23 protein-coding genes are annotated in these 21,184 nt (G+C 65.8%); 14 read left to right on the forward strand and 9 right to left on the reverse strand.

The window, feature by feature from the left end:
- Nucleotides 1-92 precede the first annotated feature (92 nt).
- The 3 genes from DC366_RS05905 to DC366_RS05915 form a co-directional block, all read right to left on the reverse strand.
- Nucleotides 93-563 carry an NUDIX hydrolase gene (locus tag DC366_RS05905; RefSeq protein WP_108691379.1) on the reverse strand — a complete coding sequence of 157 codons (471 nt, stop codon included), beginning with the start codon at nt 561-563 and terminating at the stop codon, nt 93-95.
- A 111-nt stretch (nt 564-674) separates the two neighbouring features.
- Nucleotides 675-3,116 carry an ATP-dependent helicase HrpB gene (hrpB, locus tag DC366_RS05910; protein WP_108691248.1) on the reverse strand — a complete coding sequence of 814 codons (2,442 nt, stop codon included), beginning with the start codon at nt 3,114-3,116 and terminating at the stop codon, nt 675-677.
- The gene (locus tag DC366_RS05915; RefSeq protein WP_165802853.1) at nt 3,117-3,857 is read right to left on the reverse strand and encodes a DUF3108 domain-containing protein; all 741 of its coding nucleotides are present in this window, start codon (nt 3,855-3,857) and stop codon (nt 3,117-3,119) included. It lies immediately after the preceding gene.
- A 94-nt stretch (nt 3,858-3,951) separates the two neighbouring features.
- On the opposite strand from DC366_RS05915, the gene meaB reads away from it, so the two are divergent.
- From meaB to DC366_RS05935, 4 genes are all read left to right on the forward strand, one after another.
- On the forward strand, nt 3,952-4,950 hold the full coding sequence (meaB, locus tag DC366_RS05920) for a methylmalonyl Co-A mutase-associated GTPase MeaB (RefSeq protein WP_108691381.1): 999 nt from the start codon (nt 3,952-3,954) through the stop codon (nt 4,948-4,950).
- A 250-nt stretch (nt 4,951-5,200) separates the two neighbouring features.
- Nucleotides 5,201-5,494, forward strand: a complete 294-nt coding sequence (rpmB, locus tag DC366_RS05925) for a 50S ribosomal protein L28 (RefSeq protein ID WP_108691249.1) — start codon at nt 5,201-5,203, stop codon at nt 5,492-5,494.
- A 109-nt stretch (nt 5,495-5,603) separates the two neighbouring features.
- A complete protein-coding gene (locus DC366_RS05930) occupies nt 5,604-5,987 on the forward strand; it encodes a hypothetical protein (RefSeq protein ID WP_108691250.1) in 384 nt (127 codons plus the stop codon).
- 11 nt (nt 5,988-5,998) lie between these two features.
- The gene (locus DC366_RS05935; RefSeq protein WP_108691251.1) at nt 5,999-6,517 is read left to right on the forward strand and encodes a copper chaperone PCu(A)C; all 519 of its coding nucleotides are present in this window, start codon (nt 5,999-6,001) and stop codon (nt 6,515-6,517) included.
- 81 nt (nt 6,518-6,598) lie between these two features.
- On the opposite strand, the gene DC366_RS05940 is transcribed toward DC366_RS05935, so the two are convergent.
- Nucleotides 6,599-6,805: a cold-shock protein gene (locus DC366_RS05940; protein ID WP_108691252.1), complete on the reverse strand. Its 207-nt coding sequence runs from the start codon at nt 6,803-6,805 to the stop codon at nt 6,599-6,601.
- A gap of 225 nt (nt 6,806-7,030) precedes the next feature.
- On the opposite strand from DC366_RS05940, the gene DC366_RS05945 reads away from it, so the two are divergent.
- Entirely contained in the window at nt 7,031-7,342 is a 312-nt protein-coding gene (locus tag DC366_RS05945) for an arsenate reductase family protein (protein WP_108691253.1), read from the forward strand.
- On the opposite strand, the gene thrS is transcribed toward DC366_RS05945, so the two are convergent.
- Nucleotides 7,339-9,300 (reverse strand): threonine--tRNA ligase, encoded by a 1,962-nt coding sequence (gene thrS / locus DC366_RS05950; RefSeq protein WP_108691254.1) that lies wholly within the window; start codon nt 9,298-9,300, stop codon nt 7,339-7,341. The genes DC366_RS05945 and thrS overlap by 4 nt on opposite strands.
- A gap of 181 nt (nt 9,301-9,481) precedes the next feature.
- Here thrS and DC366_RS05955 point away from each other — a divergent pair, with 181 nt between their 5' ends.
- From DC366_RS05955 to DC366_RS05970, 4 genes are read left to right on the forward strand one after another with little or no spacing between them, the layout of a single operon-like run.
- Nucleotides 9,482-9,703 carry a hypothetical protein gene (locus DC366_RS05955; protein WP_108691255.1) on the forward strand — a complete coding sequence of 74 codons (222 nt, stop codon included), beginning with the start codon at nt 9,482-9,484 and terminating at the stop codon, nt 9,701-9,703.
- Between the two features lie 8 nt (nt 9,704-9,711).
- Complete coding sequence (locus DC366_RS05960; protein WP_108691256.1) at nt 9,712-10,482, forward strand: alpha/beta hydrolase; 771 nt, start codon at nt 9,712-9,714, stop codon at nt 10,480-10,482.
- Complete coding sequence (locus DC366_RS05965; protein WP_243405049.1) at nt 10,482-11,129, forward strand: hypothetical protein; 648 nt, start codon at nt 10,482-10,484, stop codon at nt 11,127-11,129. Before DC366_RS05960 ends, DC366_RS05965 begins: the two co-directional genes overlap by 1 nt.
- Before the next feature lie 60 nt (nt 11,130-11,189).
- Nucleotides 11,190-11,900, forward strand: a complete 711-nt coding sequence (locus tag DC366_RS05970; RefSeq protein ID WP_108691258.1) for an alpha/beta fold hydrolase — start codon at nt 11,190-11,192, stop codon at nt 11,898-11,900.
- Between the two features lie 49 nt (nt 11,901-11,949).
- Here the strand turns inward: DC366_RS05970 and phaZ are convergent, their stop codons facing one another.
- Entirely contained in the window at nt 11,950-13,227 is a 1,278-nt protein-coding gene (gene phaZ / locus DC366_RS05975) for a polyhydroxyalkanoate depolymerase (RefSeq protein WP_108691259.1), read from the reverse strand.
- 116 nt (nt 13,228-13,343) lie between these two features.
- Between phaZ and DC366_RS05980 the strand changes: the two genes are divergently transcribed.
- The 4 genes from DC366_RS05980 (at nt 13,344) to DC366_RS05995 (ending at nt 17,421) form a co-directional block, all read left to right on the forward strand.
- On the forward strand, nt 13,344-15,149 hold the full coding sequence (locus DC366_RS05980; RefSeq protein ID WP_108691260.1) for a PHA/PHB synthase family protein: 1,806 nt from the start codon (nt 13,344-13,346) through the stop codon (nt 15,147-15,149).
- A 141-nt stretch (nt 15,150-15,290) separates the two neighbouring features.
- The gene (locus DC366_RS05985) at nt 15,291-15,740 is read left to right on the forward strand and encodes a phasin, PhaP (RefSeq protein ID WP_108691261.1); all 450 of its coding nucleotides are present in this window, start codon (nt 15,291-15,293) and stop codon (nt 15,738-15,740) included.
- A 145-nt stretch (nt 15,741-15,885) separates the two neighbouring features.
- Nucleotides 15,886-16,449 carry a polyhydroxyalkanoate synthesis repressor PhaR gene (gene phaR / locus DC366_RS05990; protein WP_108691262.1) on the forward strand — a complete coding sequence of 188 codons (564 nt, stop codon included), beginning with the start codon at nt 15,886-15,888 and terminating at the stop codon, nt 16,447-16,449.
- Nucleotides 16,450-16,455: 6 nt separating this feature from the next.
- Nucleotides 16,456-17,421 (forward strand): LysR family transcriptional regulator, encoded by a 966-nt coding sequence (locus tag DC366_RS05995; protein WP_108691263.1) that lies wholly within the window; start codon nt 16,456-16,458, stop codon nt 17,419-17,421.
- A gap of 9 nt (nt 17,422-17,430) precedes the next feature.
- Here DC366_RS05995 and DC366_RS06000 read toward each other — a convergent pair whose 3' ends face one another.
- Complete coding sequence (locus DC366_RS06000) at nt 17,431-18,651, reverse strand: DegT/DnrJ/EryC1/StrS family aminotransferase (RefSeq protein WP_108691264.1); 1,221 nt, start codon at nt 18,649-18,651, stop codon at nt 17,431-17,433.
- 82 nt (nt 18,652-18,733) lie between these two features.
- A complete protein-coding gene (locus DC366_RS06005) occupies nt 18,734-19,387 on the reverse strand; it encodes a hypothetical protein (protein WP_108691265.1) in 654 nt (217 codons plus the stop codon).
- 159 nt (nt 19,388-19,546) lie between these two features.
- Here DC366_RS06005 and DC366_RS06010 point away from each other — a divergent pair, with 159 nt between their 5' ends.
- Nucleotides 19,547-19,864, forward strand: a complete 318-nt coding sequence (locus tag DC366_RS06010; RefSeq protein ID WP_108691266.1) for an antibiotic biosynthesis monooxygenase family protein — start codon at nt 19,547-19,549, stop codon at nt 19,862-19,864.
- A gap of 6 nt (nt 19,865-19,870) precedes the next feature.
- Here DC366_RS06010 and DC366_RS06015 read toward each other — a convergent pair whose 3' ends face one another.
- Nucleotides 19,871-21,175: an NAD(P)/FAD-dependent oxidoreductase gene (locus tag DC366_RS06015; RefSeq protein ID WP_108691382.1), complete on the reverse strand. Its 1,305-nt coding sequence runs from the start codon at nt 21,173-21,175 to the stop codon at nt 19,871-19,873.
- Nucleotides 21,176-21,184: the final 9 nt, after the last annotated feature.

Here is a 21,184-nt window from a genome sequence, read left to right on the forward strand (position 1 = left end):
GATACGTCCGCCTTGCTGTGTCGCCGCCGCATTAGACAGGATTGCCGCATGGTTCAACGTATTAATGGCGTGCCGCCGCCCGAAACATCCGCTCAGAGCGCGCGAAGAATGTTCTGCAGACCCCGCTCGCGCACCATCGTCGCCGCCTTTGCCGGGCTGACCCAGCTGCGGCGCCGTTCGCTGCATTCGGGAAAGTCGTCGGACAGGTCCTGCGCGTGCAGCTTGAACACCTGGACCTGGACGGCCAGATCATAGCCCTGGTCCTGCGTCTTGCCGTAGTCATAGCTGCCGATGGGCGTGCCTGCCTGCACGGAGCCGGTCACGCCGGCCTCTTCCCACGCCTCGCGCGCGGCGGCCTCGGCGCCGGTCAGCCCGTCGATGGGCCAGCCCTTGGGCACGATCCAGCGGCCGGTGTCGCGGCTGGTGATCAGCAGCACCTCGATATCGCCGGGATCGGCGTCCTCGGCCTCGCGCCAGCAAAGTGCGGCGACCTGGTGTTCGGGCGGGCGGCGCAGCAGCGGCTGGACCAGCTCGGTCCATGCCTTTCTCAAACCGTTTGTCATGTCGGGTTGCCTCATCGCTTTGTGGTTATTTTTTATATGCGAGACGGCAAGCTAATCCATCCGGGGCAATTTTGCAACTGATGCGAAGGGCGGCGGACCCTTTGCCTGCTGCTATTTGCGCGGTTTGGCGCGCAAGGTGGGGTCGGCCTGCCGCGGGTCTTCGGGCCAGGGGTGGCGCGGATAGCGCCCGCGCATTTCGCGCCGCACATCCGCATACGAGCTGTCCCAGAAGTTCGGGATATCCTGCGTGGTCTGAACCGGACGACCGGCCGGCGACAAAAGCGTCACGCGCAGCGCCGTCTGCCCGACCATGGGGTGCGCCGTCTGGCCGAACATCTCCTGCAGGCGCAGCTGGATTTCCGGCGGATCGGCGCCGTAATCGATGGGGATCTCGCGGCCAAGGGGGGTGGTGAACCGCGCCGGAGCGAGCTTGTCCAGCGCCTGCATGGCGGGCCAGTCAAGCTGCGCGCGCAGCGCCTCCAGCATGTCGAAGCGGCGCCAGTCCTGCGCGGATTTCACGCCGTCCAGATAGGGCAGCAGCCACTCCTCCAGCCGCTCCAGCAGCGCCTCGTCCGTCATGTCCGGCAGGTCCATTCCCGCCGCGCGCCCCAGCAGGACGCGCGCGGCAAAGCGGCGGGCGGCATCCGTCCAGATCAGCCCGATCTCGCGCACGCCGTCCAGCATCGCGCGCGCCACCGCCTCGGGTGGGGCGTCTTTCCACTGGCGATCCTCCAGCACCAGTGCGCCAAACCGTTCCTGCTGGCGCGCCAGAACGCGGCCCTCGCGCCGCGACCAGAGGCAGACGTCGTGCCAGACGATGTGAGCTGCATGAAGCGCGCGCAGGCTGGCATCGCTGAGCGCGATGGCCTGCCGGATGCGCGCCTCGCGCGGGTTGCCGTCCGTGTCCGTCACCACGATCAGGCGCTGCCCGGCCAGCGTATCGCCTGCCTCCATCAGCGCGCCCTTGCCGCCCGACAGCAGGTAACGCGGCGCATCGCCCGGCCTGCGCAGGCCGATCCTGTCGGGATAGGCAAGCGCTGCCATTTCCGCATCGCTCAGCGGCGGCGCATCGGTGGCTTTCGCGGCGGCCCGCAGGCGGCGGGCCTCTTGCGTGATGCGCGCCAGCACGGCGCGGCCGGGCGGGTAGGGGTGATCGCCCTTGGGCTGCCGGATCGCCCTCAGCCGCAGCGCCAGATCGGCGGGCGCGCTGCGCGGCAGCGGATCGCGCTCGGACAGCAGCGCGGCCAGCGGCGCCGCCGCCGGGCCCGCCAGCGCCAGCATATGCGCAAGGCGCGGATGCAGCGGCAGGGCCGCCAGCGCGCGGCCGTGATCGGTGATATGCCCGGCGCCGTCCAGCGCGCCCAGCATCGCCAGCAGCGCCTGTGCCTCGGCATAGCTGCCCGGATTGGGCTGCGTCAGCAGCGGCATCTGTTCAGGCGCCGCGCCCCAGAGCGCCAGTTCCAGCGCGAGAGGGGCCAGGTCCGCCGCCTCGATCTCGGCCGGGGGGAAGGCGGGCAGCGCGCCTTCCTCGCCGCGGGTCCAGAGGCGAAAGCACGTGCCCGGCGCAACCCGCCCCGCGCGGCCGCGGCGCTGCGTCGCCTCGGCGCGGCTGACCGGCTCGGTCACCAGCCGCGCCATGCCCGAGCCGGGATCGAAGCGCGCGCGCCGCGCGCGGCCCCCGTCCACGACCACGCGGATGTCCTGAATGGTCAGCGATGTCTCGGCGATCGAGGTGGCCAGCACGATCTTTCGCCCCGACGCTTCGGGCGCGATGGCCGCGCGCTGGGCGGCGAAATCCATCGCGCCAAAAAGCGGACGGATGATGCATCCCGCAGGCACGCGCGGCGCCAGCAGCCCTTCCAGTCGCCGGATCTCGCCCTCGCCGGGCAGGAACACCAGCACGCCGCCCGTCGTCTGCGCCAGCGCTTCGCAGGTCAGATCGGCCAGCGCGGCCTCGAACCTTTGCGCCTTGGGCACCGGGCGCTCCAGCCAGCGGGTCTGGACCGCGAAGGCGCGCCCCTCGGACGTGATCAGCGGCGCATTTCCCATCAGCGCCGCCACCGGCGCCGCGTCCAGCGTGGCGGACATCACCAGAAGCCGCAGATCGGGCCGCAGCGCGCCCGCGATCTCAAGGCAGAGCGCAAGGCCCAGATCGCCATCGAGGCTGCGCTCGTGAAACTCGTCGAAGATGACTGCGCCGATGCCCTGCAATTCGGGATCGGACTGGATGCGCCGGGTCAGGATGCCGGTCGTCATCACCTCGATCCGCGTGGCGCCGGATATCTTGGCCTCGCCGCGCACGCGGTAGCCGACGCGCGCGCCCACCTCCTCGCCCAGCGTTTGCGCCATGCGCTCGGCGGCGGCGCGCGCGGCCAGGCGGCGCGGCTCCAGCACGATGATGCGGCCCTGAACGAGCCCCGCCTCCAGCAGCGCCAGCGGCACGACCGTGGTCTTGCCCGCCCCCGGCGGCGCCTGCAGGACAGCCCGGCCCTTGCCGCGCAGCGCGTCCGTCAGCGCGGGCAGGACGTCGGTGATCGGCAGATCGGTCGGCATCTAGCGGCGCGTCAACTCGGCCGCACCATAGCCCGAACGCACCGTCAGCGCCTGCGCCTGCATGACCTTGCCCGCCGGAATATAGGTGACGCTGAAGGGATAGACGGTCTGGCGCGCCATTTCCGAGGCGGAAAACCCGGCAAGGCGGGTATAGGCGCCGCTGCACGTGACGCGCCCGCCATCGGCCTGCCGCGCCGACATCGCCAATGAGGCACGCCGCGCGCCGTCGAAAATGATGACGCTGTAGCGGCAGATGCCCTCTGCCGGGCGGTCGCGCAGCACGCCGTAAAGCGCGGTGAGCGGATCGACGCTGCCTTTCTGGGCGGCGGGATCCAGCGCTTCGGGATCATTGGCCACCTTGGCCGCCACCGTGCCGCCGGTGATGCGCGGCGCGCCGTCTGCATAGCTCAGCTGCACGGTCGAGCGGCGGCTGCCGGTGTCGATCTGTTCGTCATAGGTGGCCGGGGCCAGCCCGCGATCGGTCATGCGGCCCGTCGCGGCCAGCCGGAAACTGGCGCGGGCGATATTGGCCAGCCCCGTGGTGGCAAAGGCCGCGCTGACGCCATATCCGCCGCCGCCTTCGCGCGCGGCCAGTTGCATCTGCCCCACCGGCACGCCCAGCAGCCGCACGTCATAGGCCGATCGCGAATCCTGCGCCTGCGCAGTGCTGAGGGCGAGCGAGAGCGCGAGCGGCACCGCGAGCGTGAGGGGATGGAACAGACGCATATCGGCGGGCCTCATGTTTGCTGCTTTCGGCGCCCGGGCTGGACAAATCCCCACGCGCCACGGCAGATAGAGACGCGGACCGAAGGCGAGGACAAGGGCAGCCATGAGCATCGACATTGCACAGCTTGAACGCGGGATTGTCAAAGGGGATCGGCGGGCGCTGTCGCGGGCCATCACTTTGGTCGAGAGCACGCGCCCCGATCACCGCACCGCCGCCGCCGAGCTGATCGAGGCGCTCAAGGGCGCCAACGGCACCCCGCGCGAGGCGCTGCGCATCGGCCTGTCGGGCACGCCCGGCGTTGGCAAATCCACCTTCATCGAAGGCTTCGGCGGGATGCTGACGGGGCAGGGGCTGCGCGTTGCTGTCCTGGCGGTCGATCCCAGCTCGGCCCGCTCCGGCGGCTCGATCCTGGGGGACAAGACGCGCATGGACCAGCTCAGCCGCGATCCGGGCGCCTTCATCCGTCCCTCGCCCAGCCAGACGCATCTGGGCGGCGTGGGCCGCCGCACCCGCGAGGCGGTGGCCCTGTGCGAGGCGGCGGGATTCGACGTGGTGCTGATCGAGACGGTGGGCGTCGGCCAGTCCGAAACGGTGGTGGCCGAGATGTCGGACCTCTTCGTGCTGCTGCTGGCGCCTGCGGGCGGCGACGAGTTGCAGGGCGTCAAGCGCGGGATCATGGAGATCGCCGACATCATCCTGATCAACAAGGCGGACGGCGATCTGAAAGCGGCGGCCAGCCGCACCTGCGCCGACTATTCCGGCGCGCTGCGCCTTCTGCGCAAGCGCCCGCAGGATCCCAAGGGGTTTCCCAAGGCGATGATGGTCTCGGCGCTGGAGGATAGCGGGCTGGACGCCGCCTGGGCCGAAATGCAGGCGCTGACCGATTGGCGCCGCGAGAATGGCCACTGGAGTGCGCGGCGCGCGGCGCAGGCGCGCTATTGGTTTCAGCAGGAGGTACGCCAGGCGCTTCTGGCGCAGCTTGAGACCGGCCCCGCCCGCGCCGCCCTGCGCGAGCTTGGCGATGCGGTGGCCGAAGGCAAGACGACGCCCGCGATCGCCGCCGCCGCCCTTCTGGACAGGATCGGGGCGCCGGGCGCGGGGGCCTGAGGGGCGTTGCCCCTCCGCCGCGATGCGGCTCCTCCCCAGGATATTTGCCGCAAGAAGAAGGCGGGCGCGGGCATTTGATCTCTTTTGGCGGGCGGGCGGCAAAAGGTGGGGGCGCCTCTTGACGGGCGGGGCGATTCCGCCTATCCACCGGCAACGTAATTTCGGGCGCGGCTTTGGCGGCGTCCTTCGGTTTTTGGACCGAATGAAACATGGGCCGACTGGCCTTCACCTATAAGACGAGGATGACACCATGTCGCGCCGCTGCGAATTGACCGGAAAAGGCCCGATGGTTGGCAATAACTCCAGCCACGCCAACAACAAGACCAAGCGCCGGTATCTGCCGAACCTGAACGACGTGACGCTTCAGTCCGAGACGCTGAGCCGCGGCATCAAGCTGCGCATCAGTTCGCACGCGCTGCGCAGTGTCGACCATCGCGGCGGTCTGGATGCCTATCTTGCCAAGGCGAAGGATGTCGAGCTGTCGCCCGCCGCGCTGAAGGTCAAGAAAGAGATCGCCAAGGCGCAGGCAGCCGCGAACGCCTGATCTGCGCGCAGATGCCGCACCCTTATTGTTACGGCCCCGCCAGACAAGGCGGGGCCGCTTTCGTTTTGCGCTCTTCCTTCTGTCGCCGCCACGCGGCATATTCCGGGGCATGAGCCGCCCTGTTCGCACCATCACAGCCGCCTCGCTGACGCTGATTCTGCTGCTTACCGGGCAGGCGATGGCGCAGCTGCGCGCGGCGCCCGGTCCGACGGGTGCGATGATCCTGTGCACCGGCACCGGTCCGGTCCGCGTGTTGACCGGCGAAGACGGCGCGCCCGTGGATGCACCGCATGTCTGCCCCGACTGCCTGATGGCCGCATTGGCGGGGATCCTGCCGCAGTCGCTGTTGACAGAGCGCGTGCCGCGCATGGCGCGGATGCGCGCCTGGCACCGCGAGGGCGCCTGCCCGGTCCGGCCTGCGATCCGCCCCTCGGCCAGGTCGCCGCCCTGCACCGGGGAGCCCCAGACAATCAACTTCGACCAGTTCACATAAAGGAGAGACCGATGTCTTTCACATTCCGTACCCTCGCCGCGACCGCGGCAATCGCCTTTGCCCTGCCGGCCTTCGCCGCAGATATCGAGATCGCCGATCCCTACGCGCGCAGCGCCTCGCCGACGTCCAAGACCGGCGCCGCCTTCATGCAGATTCTCAACCATGGCGAGGCGGATCGCCTAGTCGGCGTCGCATCGCCAGCGGCCGATCTGGTGCAGCTGCACACCCATATCGAGGGGGAGGGCGGCGTCATGAAGATGGTCCATGTCGAGGACGGCTTCGATCTGCCCGCAGAGAGCGCGCTCAGCCTTGAGCGCGGCGGCAAGCACGTGATGTTCATGGGCCTGACCGCACCGCTGGCGCAGGGCGATACGGTGCCGATCACATTGACCTTCGAGAAGGCGGGCGACATGACCGTCGACGTGCCCGTCGATCTGGAGCGTCAGCCGGGCGCGGAAATGGACATGGATATGGACCACGATATGGACCACGACAAGGCGCACGAAGATGACATGGGCGATAGCGAGTAAAACCCGCTGCGCATGACATCCCAGGCGGCCCCGATGCGGGCCGCCTATTTTTTCCGGTCGTGGATCAGAGTTTTCGCGCCGTCACAGAACCTTGATATCTGCGGCCATTTCGCGTCCGTCGCGTCCTTCCTGCAAGTCAAAGCTGACCTTCTGGTCGTCGGCCAGCCCGGTCAGTCCTGACCGTTCGACGGCGGAGATATGCACGAAGATATCCTTGCCGCCACCGTCGGGTGCGATGAACCCGTATCCCTTGGTGGTGTTGAACCATTTAACGGTGCCTGTCGGCATGCCGCTCCTCCTTTCAGTCTGCACGTCCGGGCATGTGCCGGATTACGCATCCGCGGAAGGGCGCCGCATCGAGACTGCCGCGCGCCACGCCGCCTCTGCGGCTATGATCTTTGCATGGCAGCTTGAAAAATCAAGAAAAAGTGCGCGGTCTCGGCTGGATTCGGCTAAGGAAGGGTGAGAAGACGGGCGGCGGCGGAGCGCCTGTCGCAAAAAGGAGTGGGGCGGATGATCATTTACGGGCTGAAGACCTGCGACACCTGCCGCAAGGCTGCCAAGGCCTTGCCGGGTGCCGTGCTGCGCGACGTGCGCGAGGCGGCGGTGCCGCAGCCGATCCTGCGCGCGGCCCATCAACAGTTTGGCGCGGCGCTGGTCAACACGCGCTCGACAACGTGGCGCACGATTCCCGAAGACAGCAGGGGCGGCGATCCGCTGGAACTGATCGCGCAATATCCGGCAGTGATGAAGCGCCCGCTGATTGACGCGGGCGGCACTTTTTATCTGGGTTGGGGCAAGGATGTGCAGGCCGCGCTGCTCTAGCTTGCCTCGGGCGCAAGCAGATCGGGCGCGGTCGCCTCATCGCGCAGTTGCGGCACGACATCGGCGAGCGGCAGAACGCTGGACTGTTTCTCGCCCAGGCGGCGCAGCGATACGGTGCGATTCTCGACCTCGCGATGGCCGCAGGCCAGGATCACCGGGACCTTGCCGACGGAATGCTCGCGCACCTTGTAGTTGATCTTTTCATTGCGCACATCCGCCTCGGCGCGCACGCCTGCGGCCTGAAGGGCGGCGGCAACCTCCCGCACGTAATCATCGGCCTCGGACACGATGGAGGCGACGACCACCTGGCGCGGCGCCAGCCAGAAGGGCAGCTTGCCGGCATGTTCCTCGATCAGGATGCCGATGAACCGCTCGAAACTGCCAAGGCAGGCGCGGTGCAGCATATAGGGGCGCTGCTTGCTTCCGGCGGCGTCGATATAGGTGGCGCCCAGGCGTTCGGGCAGGTTGGGGTCCACCTGGAACGTGCCGCATTGCCATGTGCGCCCGATCGCGTCGGTCAGGTAGAAATCCAGCTTGGGGCCATAGAATGCGCCATCGCCCGGCTCCAGCGTGAAATCGCGGCCCGTCGCCTTGATCGCGCCTTCCAGCGCGCCCTCGACATGGTCCCACGACTCGTCGCTGCCGACGCGCACGTCGGGCCGCGTGGCAAACTTGATCTCGAACTGCTCAAAGCCAAGATCGGCGTAGATATCGGCGAGGAAGTTGATGAAACGCGCGCATTCCTCTTCGATCTGATCCTCGGTGCAGAAGATATGCGCGTCATCCTGCGTGAAGCCGCGCACACGCATGATCCCGTGCAGCGCACCCGACGGCTCGTAGCGCGAGCACGATCCGAATTCGGCCAGCCGCAAGGGCAGATCGCGGTAGGATTTCAGACCCTGGTTGAACACCTGAACGTGGCAGGGGCAGTTCATGGGTTTCAGAGCGTTCACCGCCTTTTCGCGGGCGTGCTCCTCCTCGACCTCGACGATGAACATGTGGTCCTGATATTTGTCCCAGTGGCCGGACGCCTCCCACAGCTTGCGGTCGACGACCTGCGGCGTGTTGATCTCCTGATAGCCGCCGGCGCGCTGTTTGCGGCGCATGTAATCCTGAAGCGTGGTGTAGATGGTCCAGCCGTTGGGGTGCCAGAACACCTGACCGGGCGCCTCTTCCTGCATGTGAAACAGGTTCATCTCGCGGCCCAGCTTGCGGTGGTCGCGCTTGGCGGCCTCCTCCAGCATGTGCAGATATGCCTTCAGCTTTTCCTTGGAGGAGAACGCCACGCCATAGATGCGCTGCAGCATCTCGCGATTGCTGTCGCCGCGCCAGTAGGCGCCGGCCACGCTCATCAGCTTGAAGGCGTCGGCGGGCAGCTGGCCGGTGTTCTGCAGATGCGGGCCGCGGCACAGATCCTGCCAATCCCCGTGCCAATACATGCGCAAGGGCTCGTCGCCGGGGATCGCCTCGATCAGCTCGACCTTGAAGGGCTCGTTCGCGTCCTTGTAGTGCTGGATCGCGCGGGCGCGGTCCCAGACCTCGGTGCGAACCGGGTCACGCGCGGCGATGATCTCGCGCATCTTCTTTTCGATCAGGCCCAGATCCTCGGGCGTGAAGGGCTCCTTGCGGTCGAAATCATAGTACCAGCCGTTTTCGATCACCGGCCCGATGGTCACGCGCACATCCGGCCAGATTTCCTGCACGGCGCGGGCCATGACATGGGCAAGATCATGCCGCAGCAGCTCGTCCGCCTGCGGCTCGTCCTGCATGGTGTGGATGGCGATGGATGCATCATGCTCGACCGGCCATTGCAAATCCCAGTGGCGCCCGTCCACGGTGGCCGAAATCGCCTTTTTCCCCAACGACTTGGAGATATCGGCAGCGACCTCGCCGGGGGTGATGCCGGACGCATATTCGCGGGCGTTGCCATCGGGAAATGTCAGGGAGATCTGGGCCATTATCGGCGCTCCTCGTCGGTTTGGCGCCTACACGTGCGCCCGGTTGCGGGTGAGTGGCCCTTTTGCCGCCGCCCCGCGGGGCTGTCAAGTGGGCGGCAGGGCGCGCGCTGTGCGAAACCCGTTGGCGAAGGGCCCGGAGGGGCGCTAGACTGCGTGCAACATCCCTGGAAAGGAGCGTGCAATGACGCATTACAACCCGAATATCGAACTCGGCATCGAGGATATGGCCCTGATCGAGGACGCGCTGCGACAGGCCAAGCGGCGGCTGTCCATGCCCGGCGGCCCCGACGAGGACGCGCCCATCGCCGGACACACCGTGCGCGAGATCGACGATCTGCTGGGTCGGTTGCACAATCAGAAGGTGTTCTTCCGCCCAACGAAAACGCCCTATGTGAGCGGCTAGACGCACAAATGGCACAAGTAGCAGACCCGCAGCCCAGCTTTCTGGACACGCCAGAGGGCCGGCGCATCGCGTATCATCGTAGCGAGGGGACCGGTCCGGGGATCGTGTTCCTTGGCGGTTTCATGTCCGACATGCAGGGCACCAAGGCAGTCCAACTGGAGAAATGGGCCCGCGGACAGGGCCGCGCCTTCCTGCGGCTGGACTATTCCGGCCACGGCGCGTCCGGGGGCGCGTTCGAGCAGGGCTGCATCAGCGACTGGACCGCCGACGCCCGCGCGGTGATCGAGGCGGAGGCGACGGGGCCGCAGATCCTTGTCGGCTCGTCCATGGGCGGCTGGATCGCGCTGTTGCTGGCCCGCGCCATGCCCGAGCGGATCGCGGGGCTGGTCACCATCGCCGCCGCGCCCGATTTCACCGAGGACAGCATGTGGGCGGGCCTCAATGACATCGAGCGCGCCAAGCTGATGCGCGAAGGACGCATTTTCCTGCCCAGCGATTACGACGCGCCCTATACCATCACGCGCCGCCTGATCGAGGATGGGCGCGAGTCCCTTGTTTTGCGCGGTCCGCTGAGCTTGCCGTTTCCGGCTCGCTTCCTTCAGGGAACCGCCGACAAGGATGTGAAACGATCGGTTGCCCTGTCGCTGCTGGACCACGCGACCGGGCCGGATATGCGCCTGACGCTGGTCGATGGCGCCGATCACAGCTTTTCCACGCCCGATTGCCTTGCGCTGATCGTGGCCGCGCTGGACGAGGTGACCGCGCGGGCGGCGGTCTGATGCGGCCGCCCCGCAGCATGCGGGGGCTGGAGGAGTTGGGGCGCGTGCGGCTTGGCCGTCATTTCTACATGCGCGATTTCCTGCATTCCGAAATCGGCAGCATGCACGGCATCCCCAACATCCCCGAGCGGCCCGATATCGCCATCGCCAATGGCAGGGCGCTGTGCGAGACGCTGCTCGATCCGCTGGAGGAGACATTCGGGCGCATCGCGATCCGCTCGGGATACCGCGCGCCGGACCTGAACCGGTTCGGCAACGAGAACGGGTTGAACTGCGCGCGCAATGACGCCCCCTTCGGCCAGCATATCTGGGACGCGAGCCCTGCGCAGAAAAGCGCCTGCACCTCGCTGGTGATACCTTGGTTTGCCGATCAATACACGCGCGGGCGCGATTGGCGCGATCTGGCATGGTGGCTGCACGATCATCTGGAATATTCGGAAATATATTTTTTTCCAAAGCTTTGCGCGATGAACCTCACGTGGAGTGACGCGCCAAGGCGCACCATCTCCAGCTATATCGCGCCGCGCGGGTTGCTGCTGCGCGCAGGCGCCGCGCCGCAGGAAACGCTTGGCCAGCGACGTGCGCGCTATGCCGATTTTCCGCCGTTTCGCGGCATCGTGTATCCGCCTGTGCCAAGTGGCGGTTGACGCGGGCGCGCCCTGTGGCACTCTGCGCGCGATCTGGCATCCCCGACTGAAGGACACGCGATGAACGAGGCCTTGGTTCTGTTGCCGGATGTGATGTGCGACGCGCGCCTTTACGGCCCGCAACTGGCCGCATTCAGCAAGACCCATGCGGTCACCGTCGCGCCCGTCACGGGGGGCGACCGGGTCGAGGAGGTGGCGTCGAACCTGCTGGACGTGCTTCCGCGCAAGTTTGCGCTGGCGGGGCTGGGCCTTGGTGCAACGGTGGCGATGGAATTGCTGCGCCGGGCGCCCGACAGGGTGGCAAGGATCGCGCTCATGGGTGCTAATGTCTTTGCCGAAACGCCGCAGACCGCCGCGGACATGGAGCCGATCATCATCAAGGGCAGGGCGGGCAATATCGGCGGGGTGGTTGACGGGCTGCTGGGCCAGAGCGTGATGGCGCGGGGCCCGATGCGCGGCGAAATCATGGCGCTGGTGCGCGACATGGCCGATCATCTGGGCGCCGATATCATCATCCGGCAGATCCGCGCGATGCAGCGGCGGCGCGACTATCAGGCCGAACTGCGCCGCTGCAAGGTGCCTGCGCTGGTCCTTTGCGGCGCGCACGACGGCGCCGCGGCCGTCAAGCGCAACAGCTTTCTTTCTGATCTCATTCCCTACGCGCAGCTCAGCGTCATCGACGGTGCGGGCCATCTGCCCAGTCTGGAACAGCCCGATGCCACGACGGACGCGCTGCTGGCTTGGCTGAAGCAGCCGCTGGTCCTGCGGTAAGGCGTTTCGCGAAACAAAGCCATCCGCGAAACGCTTTGGCGGGGCCGGGTCAGGCCGCCGCGGATTTGGCCGAGGGTTTGGCGGCAGGTTTCGGCGCCTCACTGTTGCGGTCGATGAAATTCATCACCAGCGGCCGGATATTGTTGCGCCAGCTGCTGCCGGCGAAAATGCCGTAATGGCCGGCGTTTGGCTCCACATGGCTGGCCTTTTTCGAATCGGGCAGGCCGGTGCACAGATCCAGCGCGGCAATGCATTGTCCGGGGGCCGAGATGTCATCCTTGCCGCCCTCCACCGTCTTGACCGCGACGCTGGTGATCTTGCCGATATCCACCGCGCGCCCCTTGATGGTAAAGCTGTTGCGCGCGATCTCGCGCTCCTTGAAGACACGCTGCACCGTCGAGAGGTAAAATTCGGCGGGCATGTCCATCACGGCCAGATATTCGTCATAGAACCGGTTGTGATGGTCATGATCGCCATCCTCGCCGCGCGCGACATGGCCGATCTGATCGGAGAATGCCTTGGCGTGCTTTTCGCTGTTCATCGAGATGAACGAGGCCAGCTGCAAGAGGCCGGGATAGACCATCCGCCCGACGCCGGGATATTTGAACCCGACGCGCTGGACCATCGTCTGCTCCAGCTGGCCCATCGTCACGCGGCGGCCGAAATCGGTCACTTCGGTCGGGGTCGCGTCCGGATCGACCGGCCCGCCGATCAGCGTCAGCGAGCGCGGCTGCGCGTCGGGATCTTCCTCGGCCAGATAGGCGGTCGCGGCGAGGGCCAGCGGAACCGGCTGGCAGATCGCGATCACATGGGTGTCAGGGCCCATTTCGCGCATGAATTCCGCCAGATAGAGGGTGTAATCCTCAACGTCGAACTTGCCCGCGCTGACGGGAATGTCGCGCGCATTGTGCCAGTCGGTGACGTAGACGTCGCAATCGACCAGCAGGCTCTTGACGGTCGAGCGCAGCAGCGTGGCGTAATGGCCCGACATGGGCGCGACCAGCAGGATCTTGCGCTTGACCGGTTTGCGGCCCGGCACGGCGAAATGGATCAGATTGCCGAACGGCTTTTCGACGACGATGTCGATGCTGACAAGGTGATCCTTGCCATCCTCGCAGGTGAAGGTGCGGATGCCCCAGTCGGGCTTGGCTACCATGCGATAGAATGTGCGTTCGGTGACTTCGCCCCACGCCGCCATCCATTGGAAAGCGGGATTTGGCGTCATGCTGAAAATAGGATACGATGCGAATGACAGGGCAGTGGCCCCGAGCCATTGGTTGGCGTTGCGCATCGTTTCCATCATGTCATAGGTGGCCATGTAGCGCATGATACTCCTTCAGGGCGGTACGCCCTATCTGTATGTGTCGCGGCCGCTTGGCCGGCCTGGCCGAAACGCGGCGACGTAATGCTGCGTAGCAGCAAACCTAGGGTGAAATGATTAAGATGGCAACAAATCAGCACGAGCCAGACGAAAATCAAGGTGAGACGCTGGATCGCATGACCGCGAATCTCGCCCGGGTCGAGACGTTGTCGCAGCGCCTTGTCGCGGCGCTGTCCAAACGCACACCGGCAAATCCCACGCTGAACGCCCCTTCGCAGGACCTGTTTGCCAAGGCCGCCGCGTCCTATTGGACCGAGGCGATGGAGAACCCCACGCGGATCTATCAGAACCAGCTGGAATACTGGGGCCAGTCGGTGCGCCAGTTCATGCAGGCCCAGCAGATGATGCTGACCGGCGACACCGCTGCGGGCGAGGCCGAGCCGCCCCGTGACAAGCGGTTTTCCAACCCGCTTTGGACCACCCATCCCTATTTTCGCTATATCCGCGAGCAATACGAGCTGAACGCCAAGGCCGTCGCCGATGCCGTGGCAGAGGTGGACGATCTGGACCCGGTCGAGAAAAAGCGCCTTGATTACTTCTCGCGGCAGATCGTCGACATGATGGCGCCCACGAATTTCCTCGGCACCAATCCCGACGCGCTGGAAAAGGCGGTCGAGACCGAAGGCGAAAGCCTGGTCCGGGGGCTGGAGAACCTTGTCGCGGATCTTGAGGCCAATGACGGCGAGATGGTCGTGCGCCTCGCCGACGAAACCGCGTTCGAGCTGGGTGGCAATATTGCCACGACGCCGGGCAAAGTCGTCTTTCGCAACGAAATGATGGAGCTGATCCAATACGCGCCCGCCACGCAGAAGGTGCGGGAGATTCCACTGATCATCTTTCCGCCCTGGATCAACAAGTTCTACATTCTCGACCTCAAGGCGCAGAACAGCCTGATCAAGTGGATCACCGAGCAGGGCTATACCCTCTTTGTCGTCTCCTGGGTCAATCCGGACGCGAGCCACGCCGATATCGGCATGGAGCAATATGTCGAGGACGGCTATCTGGCCGCCATCCGCGAGGTAAAGGCGATCACCGGCCAAAAGCGGGTCAACGCCGTCGGCTATTGTATCGCCGGAACGACGCTGGCGCTGACGCTGTCGCTGATGAAGGCGCGGGGGGACGCGTCGATCAATTCGGCCACCTTCTTTACCGCGCTGACCGATTTCGACAACCAAGGCGAGTTCACCCCCTTCCTGCAGGATGATTTCGTCGACGGGATCGAGGCCGAGGTCGAGGCGCAAGGCATCCTGCGATCGTTCATCCTGGGCCGCACGATGAGCTTTTTGCGCTCGAACGATCTGATCTACAGGCCCGCGATCCGCAGCTACATGATGGGCGAGACGCCGCCCGCCTTCGATCTGCTGTATTGGAACGGCGATGGCGCCAACCTGCCGGGACGCATGACGCGGCAATATCTGCGCGAGCTGTGCCAGAAGAACGCGTTTGCCGCGAAGGGCTTTGATCTGCTGGGCAAGACGCTGCGCCTTTCGGATATCGACGTGCCGCTGATGGCCGTCACCTGCGAGACCGATCACATCGCGCCGTGGAAGGATTGCTATCGCGGGATGCAGAAGACATCGTCGAAAGATCGGACCTTCATCGTGTCGCAATCGGGCCATATCGCGGGCATCGTCAATCCGCCCAGCAAGAAGAAATACGGGCATTACACCAACGGCGACTGGTCCGGCGACGCCGCCACCTGGAAAGATGCCGCCACATTCACCGAAGGCAGCTGGTGGCCCCGCTGGGAGGCATGGCTGCGCCCGCGCTCGGGCGAGGAGGTGCCGACGCGGGAGCCGGGCGATTCGGCCCATCCGCCGCTTGCGGACGCACCGGGCGATTATGTGCGCAAACGCGCCACGCGCTGAAAATCACGCTACGTCAACGTCTTGGCGCGCCATGCTGCAATGCAGAAAAAAACCCTTGAAATGCCGCGACGCAGCATCCATATTGTTTGCAGACGCAGAAAAGGCGGGATGCCCCGCCGTTAGCTAAAGAGGAATATGAACATGGCCAAGGCACAAGACATGAACGCGATGATGAAAGACATGATGGGCGCATTCCCCGTCGACACCAAGTCGATGGAAGACACGTTCAAGAACCAGGCCGCCCTGGGCGAGAAGCTGTCGGGCGTTGCCCTGAGCGCCGCCGAGAAGTCGGCCGAGATCCAGACCAACTGGACCAAGTCGACGCTTGAGAAAATGGCAGAAATGTCCAAGGCCAAGAGCGACCCGGCCGACTACGCCAAGGCGATGAGCGATTTCGCTTCTGCCAACGCCGAAGTTGCCGCCGAGAACATGGCCGCATTCGCCGAAGTTGCAAAGAAGGTCCAGATGGAAACTGTCGAGCTGATGATGTCGGCCGGCCGTGACATGCAGGAAGACGCCTCCAAGGCCGTCAAGAAAGCAACCGACGACATGAGCAAGGTTGCCGCCAAGGCAGGCAACACCGCGAAGTAATTCGCGCGCGACATATCACGCCCCGCTTCCTCCCGGTTGGGCGCGTGATATTCACAGGGCGGGCCGCAATGCGGCTCGCCCTTTCTTTTTGCCTGCGCAGCGCATAGGCTTGCTGCACCGCTGCATTTCATTGGGAGAGCCGCCCGTGGCCGACACCGACAAGCCGCTGCTGATCAAACGCTACGCCAGCCGCCGTCTGTATAATACCGAAACGTCCGATTACGTCACGCTGGACGATATCAGCCAATTCATTCGCGACGGGCGCGATGTGCAGATCATCGATCTGAAATCGGGCGATGACCTGACGCGCCAATACCTGCTGCAGATCATTGCCGAACACGAAAGCCGGGGCGAAAACGTGCTTCCGATCAACGTGCTCAACGATCTGGTGCGCAGCTATACCACCCAGGCCGGCAGCATCGTTCCGGAGTTCCTTGCCGCAAGTTTCGAGATGCTGCGCGACGGCCAGTCCAAGGTGCTCGAGAACATGACCAAGGCCAATCCCATGGCCCAGATGCCCGGCATGGAGGCCATGCGCGCCCAGCAGGAGGCGTTCATGAAGGCGATGACCGGCGGACTGGGCGGGCTTGGCGGCATGAGCGCGCGCGCCCAAGCCGAGGGGCAGGGACGCGGCGACACCGGCGATCTGGACGAGATCAAGGCCCAGCTGGCCGAGCTACAGCGCCAGCTTGCCCGCATGGGCAAGTAACCGGGCATGTCCGGCAGCCCCGGCCGCATCACGCTGTGGGGGATCGAGGTGTTCATGGCGGCCGCCGACGAGCGCTCGATTTCCGCCGCCGCCCGGCGCCTTGGCAGCAGCGCCTCGACGATCAGCCAGCAGATCAGCAATCTGGAAACGGCCGTTGGCGCGCCATTGCTGGAGCGCAGCGCGCGCCCCCTTCGCCTGACCCGCGCGGGCGAGATCATGCACCGCCGCGCGCAGACCATTCTGAACGAGGCCGCGCAGGCGCGCGCCGAGCTTGCCATGGCGGACCTGAGTGCGCTCACGGTTTTCCGCCTTGGCATGATCGAGGATTTCGAGGCCGACGTGACGCCGCGCCTTCTGGTGCATATGGCGGGCCGACTGACCGACTGCCGGTTTCAGCTGGAAACCGGCGCGAGCCACATGCTGCAGGACCGGCTCGATGCGCGCGATCTCGACGTGATCGTCGCGGCGCAGCTCGGCGCGGCGCCCGACTGGGCCGAGATACATCCCCTGATCCGCGAAGGGTTTGTCATCGCCGCGCCGCGCGGCGCGATTGATGCGGACGGCGACGTTCTGGGCCAATTGCGGGAGTTGCCGCTGGTGCAGTATACGCAGGCCCATTACATGGGGCGGCTGATCACTTCGCACCTGGCGCGTCAGGACATCGCCCTGCCCAACCGGTTCGAGATGGACAGCTATCACGCGATCCTTGCGCTGGTCGGGCAGGGCAGCGGGTGGACCATCCTGCCGCCCTTGGCGCTGATGCGCGCGCGCCGCTTTTGCGATCAGATCGACGTGCTGCCGCTGCCGCTTCAGCCGCTCACGCGCACCATCGTGCTGACGGCTCGCAAGGATATGCTGCAATCCATGCCGGCCGATGTCGCCGCCACGCTCAAGCCGATCCTGCAGGAGGCCATCGTCGCGCCCGCGCTTGAGCGCTATCCGTTCCTGAAGGACGCGCTCACGGTGCTGTGACGCGCGTGTTCAGGTGCCGTAGGCGCGCGCCGTGCCCATGACGTCCTCGGCCGCGCCCAGAATGGCGCCTGCGATCGCGTCCTGCTGCGCGCGCGTCAGGCGGGCGGGCAGCCGCGTGTCGCAGGCGCGGGCCAGCATGGCGCGCGTTTTCGGCAGATCGGGCACGTCTCCGGGAATGAACTGCCAGTTCCAGAAGGCGCGCGCATTGTCCTGGCTCTGGCCAAAGATCTGCACCTTGACGCCGCGCGCGGCCGCGGCCTCGGCAAAGGCGCGCGCGGCGTCCTCGTCCATGCCGACAAGGTTGAACTGGATCGAGTCGGGCGCGCGCTCCTCGGGGGCCAGCGGCGCGGGGACGGTCAGCCATGGCGACTGCTCCAGCAGGGCGGCGACATGGTCATGGCCGCGGCGCCCGTCGCGCACACGGCGCGGGATCTCGTCCAGCTGCGGGCGGATGATCGCGGCGCTGAGGTTGTTCAGGCGCAGATTGTAAAGCGGCAGCTTGTTCTGCCAGCGCGCAAAGGCATCCTTCAGCGCGTTGTCGCCATGGGCCATATGCTTGGCCCAGTTATGCTCGTAGGCGCCCGACATGATGACCGCGCGCGCCACCAGATCGGCGTCGTCGGTGATCATGATGCCGCCCTCGCCCGCATTCAGCAGCTTGTAGGACTGGAACGAAAAACAGCCCAGACGGCCGATCGTGCCGATATTGCGCCCGTGCCATGTGGTGCCCAGCGAGTGGGCCGCGTCCTCGATGACGGGCACGCCGCGCGCATCACACAGCGCCATGATGGCGTCCATGTCGGACGTGTGCCCGCGCATGTGGCTGATGATGACGGCGCTGATATCGCCGTCCAGACGCGCCTCGAAATCGGCCATGTCGATGCGGTAATTGTCGCCCACTTCGCACAGGACCGGCACGCAATCGGCGTGGATGATCGACGATGGCACGGCGGCAAAGGTGAACGCGGGGATCAGCACGCGCGCCCCGCGCGGAAGGTCCAGCGCCTTCAGCGACAGAAACAACGCCGCCGAGCAGCTGGAGACCGCCAGCGCATAGCGCGATCCCATGACCGCCGCGAATTCCCGCTCCAGAAGGGCGACGGGCGAATCCGTGGAAGCCGTATAGCGAAACAGATCGCCCGATTGCAGCATCTCCTCGATCGCCTCGCGGGCGGCCGCGGGAATGGGTTCGGCGTCATACGTATTGGGGGGCAGGGCGCTGGAGGCCATGTTTCACCTTTTCCGAAAAGAACTTTCGGGTTTTTTAAACGAAATGGCGCCGGCTCGAAAGGAAAAACTGGCTTTTTCGAGGTCAAAAGGACTGCCACATGCCCAATTGTATCCCGAAATCCTCGGCGTGGCTGAGACTGGTGGTGGCGCCCACCTCGATATGGCGGCCCGGCGAGATCTGCCAGACGACGGAGGCGGCGGCGCGCAGGAAATCGGGATCGTGGACAAAGCCGCCATGCTGGACCTGCCAGATGATCTTGGTCTCTTCCCACATCGTCCATCCAAGGGTGGCATCGATGGCCAGATCCACGTCTTTCGGCACGATGATGGCGCGCGTGTCGAGGTTCGCCCAGCCGTCCCGCCCGAAAATCCGGATGCCGCGCCCGACGGAGATGCCGGGGCGCAGCGCGGGTTCGTCATCGATGACGCCGGCGGCCAGTTGGAACGCGATGTGCAACTCGTCGCGCAGCAGCGGCATCAGCACGAAAGCCAGCGCCTTGTACTCGCCGGTCTCGTCGCTGCCGATGTCGAGGCCCCCGGTCAGATCGGGGTTCAGCCCGTATTCAAGGTAAAACGTGCTATATGTCTTGGCGGTGTCGTCATCCATGATCTTGAGGCTCATCGACGCAAACCCGTCACCCGGCGCGCGCAGCCATGCGCCCGCACGCGCGGGCCCACTGGCGAGCCACACCAGCAGGCAGCAAAGGGCAAGGGGCAGGGCATGGGCCGGACGCATGGCTCGACAATCGTTAAACTTGGTAAATGATCGGTTAACGCCGTTTGCGATTTCGATGATGCGTTACGTGAACTCCCGCAGATGGGCGCAGCCGACGCTTCGCCTTTGCCTATGACTTTGGCGGTGCTAGGCTGAAATCGCCACCACGAGGAAAGCGCCATGCCCCAGATTCAGCACCCCAGCCCGCACCAGACCGTCCTGACCACGTTCGAGATGACCCCCGGCACCGCCCAGGATCTGCTTGACGCCCTGAATGACGCCTATGCGAATTTCATCTCGAAACAGCCCGGCTTCATCTCCGCGGGCCTGCATATCAACGACGCGCAAACGCGCATCGCCAATTATTCGCAGTGGAAGCGGCGCGAGGATTTCCAGGCGATGCTGCGAACCGACGAGATGCGCAAGCGCAACCGCGATATCCACGCGCTTTGCCGCAGTTTCGAGCCGGTGATGTACGACGTCGCCGCGATCTTCTGAGCCGCGTCAGAGCCCCAGCCGGTCGCGCAGCGAATACCACGTCATCGCAAGCGCCAGCAGCGGCGTGCGCAGGGCAGGCCCGCCCGGAAAGGGCGTGACCGGCACGCGTGCCATCGTGTCGAACCCGTCCGCCTGACCGCGCACCGCCATTGCCATCAGTTGCCCCGCATGGGTCGCGCTGCCCACGCCGTGGCCCGAATAGCCCGACGCGCTGAGGATATTGGGCGCAAGGCGCGCCAGATACGGCATCCGCTTGATCGTGATCGCCAGCGTGCCGCCCCAGGCATAATCGATCTGCACGTCGGCCAGATGGGGGAAAATCTCGGCCATCGGCTTGCGCACCAGCGCATCGATATCGGCCGGAAAGCGGTAGCCATAGCTCTCGCCGCCGCCGAAAAGCAGCCGCTTGTCATGGCTGAGGCGAAAGTAATTCACGACGAACTTGGTGTCCGCCACCGCCACATCCTGCGTCAGCACGCGCGCGGCGTCCGCGCCCAGCGGTTTGGTGGCGGCGATGAAGTTGTTGATCGGCATGACGCGGCTGGCAACCTTGCGGTTCAGCGCGCCCAGATATCCGTTGCACGCAAGGATGACGTGATCGGCGCTGATCTTGCCCTCCTTGGTGTGGACCGTGGCGCGCGCGCCCTCGTCGATCGCGGTCACCTCGCTGCGTTCATGGATGCGCACGCCCGCCGCCTTGGCCGCGCGGGCAAGCCCAAGCGCGTATCGCAGCGGGTGCAGATGCGCCGCGCCCATGTCCAGAATGCCGCCATGATAGGCGGGCGAGGGGCACAAGGCCTGCATCGCGTCGCGGTCCAGCTTGGTGATCTGCCGATAGCCATAGCGCGCGGCCAGATGATCGGCATAGGCGTGCTCGTGCTGCATTTCGCTTGCAGTAAAGCACGCATGCGCCACGCCGGGGGCCAGATAGCAGTCGATGTCGTGCTTTGCGATCAGCGACTTGACCAGATCCTTGGCATCTTCGGCCAGCTCCCACAGCTTGGCGGCATCCGCATCGCCGACCAGCCGCTCCAGCCCGGTCTGCTCCATGCGCTGCCCGCTGCCGAGCTGTCCGCCATTGCGACCCGATGCGCCGAAACCCACGCGCTGCGCCTCCATCAGGGCCACGTCCATCCCGGCCTCGGCCAGATGCAGCGCCGCCGACAGGCCGGTATAGCCCGCGCCGACGACCACCACATCGGCGCGCGCCGTGCCTGTCAGCGGCGCAAATTCGGGCAGCGCGTCCGCCGTGGCGGCGTACCAGCTGGCCGGATATTGCCCCGCCTTGTCGTTGCTGTGCAGAAGGTTCAGCGCCATCGG

It is taken from the genome of Pelagivirga sediminicola (assembly GCF_003072125.1).
GTDB lineage: Bacteria > Pseudomonadota > Alphaproteobacteria > Rhodobacterales > Rhodobacteraceae > Roseovarius > Roseovarius sediminicola.

Excerpts from the sequence above, each read along its gene's own strand:
- DC366_RS06000 (WP_108691264.1), bottom strand. The coding sequence starts at position 18,651 with ATGGCCTCCAGCGCCCTGCCCCCCAATACGTATGACGCCGAACCCATT.
- DC366_RS05915 (WP_165802853.1), bottom strand. The coding sequence starts at position 3,857 with ATGAGGCCCGCCGATATGCGTCTGTTCCATCCCCTCACGCTCGCGGTG.
- rpmB (WP_108691249.1), top strand. The coding sequence starts at position 5,201 with ATGTCGCGCCGCTGCGAATTGACCGGAAAAGGCCCGATGGTTGGCAAT.
- DC366_RS05985 (WP_108691261.1), top strand. The coding sequence starts at position 15,291 with ATGGCCAAGGCACAAGACATGAACGCGATGATGAAAGACATGATGGGC.
- DC366_RS05940 (WP_108691252.1), bottom strand. The coding sequence starts at position 6,805 with ATGCCGACAGGCACCGTTAAATGGTTCAACACCACCAAGGGATACGGG.
- phaZ (WP_108691259.1), bottom strand. The coding sequence starts at position 13,227 with ATGCGCTACATGGCCACCTATGACATGATGGAAACGATGCGCAACGCC.
- DC366_RS05945 (WP_108691253.1), top strand. The coding sequence starts at position 7,031 with ATGATCATTTACGGGCTGAAGACCTGCGACACCTGCCGCAAGGCTGCC.
- DC366_RS05930 (WP_108691250.1), top strand. The coding sequence starts at position 5,604 with ATGAGCCGCCCTGTTCGCACCATCACAGCCGCCTCGCTGACGCTGATT.
- thrS (WP_108691254.1), bottom strand. The coding sequence starts at position 9,300 with ATGGCCCAGATCTCCCTGACATTTCCCGATGGCAACGCCCGCGAATAT.
- DC366_RS05995 (WP_108691263.1), top strand. The coding sequence starts at position 16,456 with ATGTCCGGCAGCCCCGGCCGCATCACGCTGTGGGGGATCGAGGTGTTC.
- DC366_RS05965 (WP_243405049.1), top strand. The coding sequence starts at position 10,482 with ATGCGGCCGCCCCGCAGCATGCGGGGGCTGGAGGAGTTGGGGCGCGTG.
- DC366_RS05955 (WP_108691255.1), top strand. The coding sequence starts at position 9,482 with ATGACGCATTACAACCCGAATATCGAACTCGGCATCGAGGATATGGCC.
- hrpB (WP_108691248.1), bottom strand. The coding sequence starts at position 3,116 with ATGCCGACCGATCTGCCGATCACCGACGTCCTGCCCGCGCTGACGGAC.
- DC366_RS05935 (WP_108691251.1), top strand. The coding sequence starts at position 5,999 with ATGTCTTTCACATTCCGTACCCTCGCCGCGACCGCGGCAATCGCCTTT.
- DC366_RS05905 (WP_108691379.1), bottom strand. The coding sequence starts at position 563 with ATGACAAACGGTTTGAGAAAGGCATGGACCGAGCTGGTCCAGCCGCTG.
- DC366_RS06005 (WP_108691265.1), bottom strand. The coding sequence starts at position 19,387 with ATGCGTCCGGCCCATGCCCTGCCCCTTGCCCTTTGCTGCCTGCTGGTG.
- DC366_RS05960 (WP_108691256.1), top strand. The coding sequence starts at position 9,712 with ATGGCACAAGTAGCAGACCCGCAGCCCAGCTTTCTGGACACGCCAGAG.
- DC366_RS06010 (WP_108691266.1), top strand. The coding sequence starts at position 19,547 with ATGCCCCAGATTCAGCACCCCAGCCCGCACCAGACCGTCCTGACCACG.
- DC366_RS05970 (WP_108691258.1), top strand. The coding sequence starts at position 11,190 with ATGAACGAGGCCTTGGTTCTGTTGCCGGATGTGATGTGCGACGCGCGC.
- DC366_RS05980 (WP_108691260.1), top strand. The coding sequence starts at position 13,344 with ATGGCAACAAATCAGCACGAGCCAGACGAAAATCAAGGTGAGACGCTG.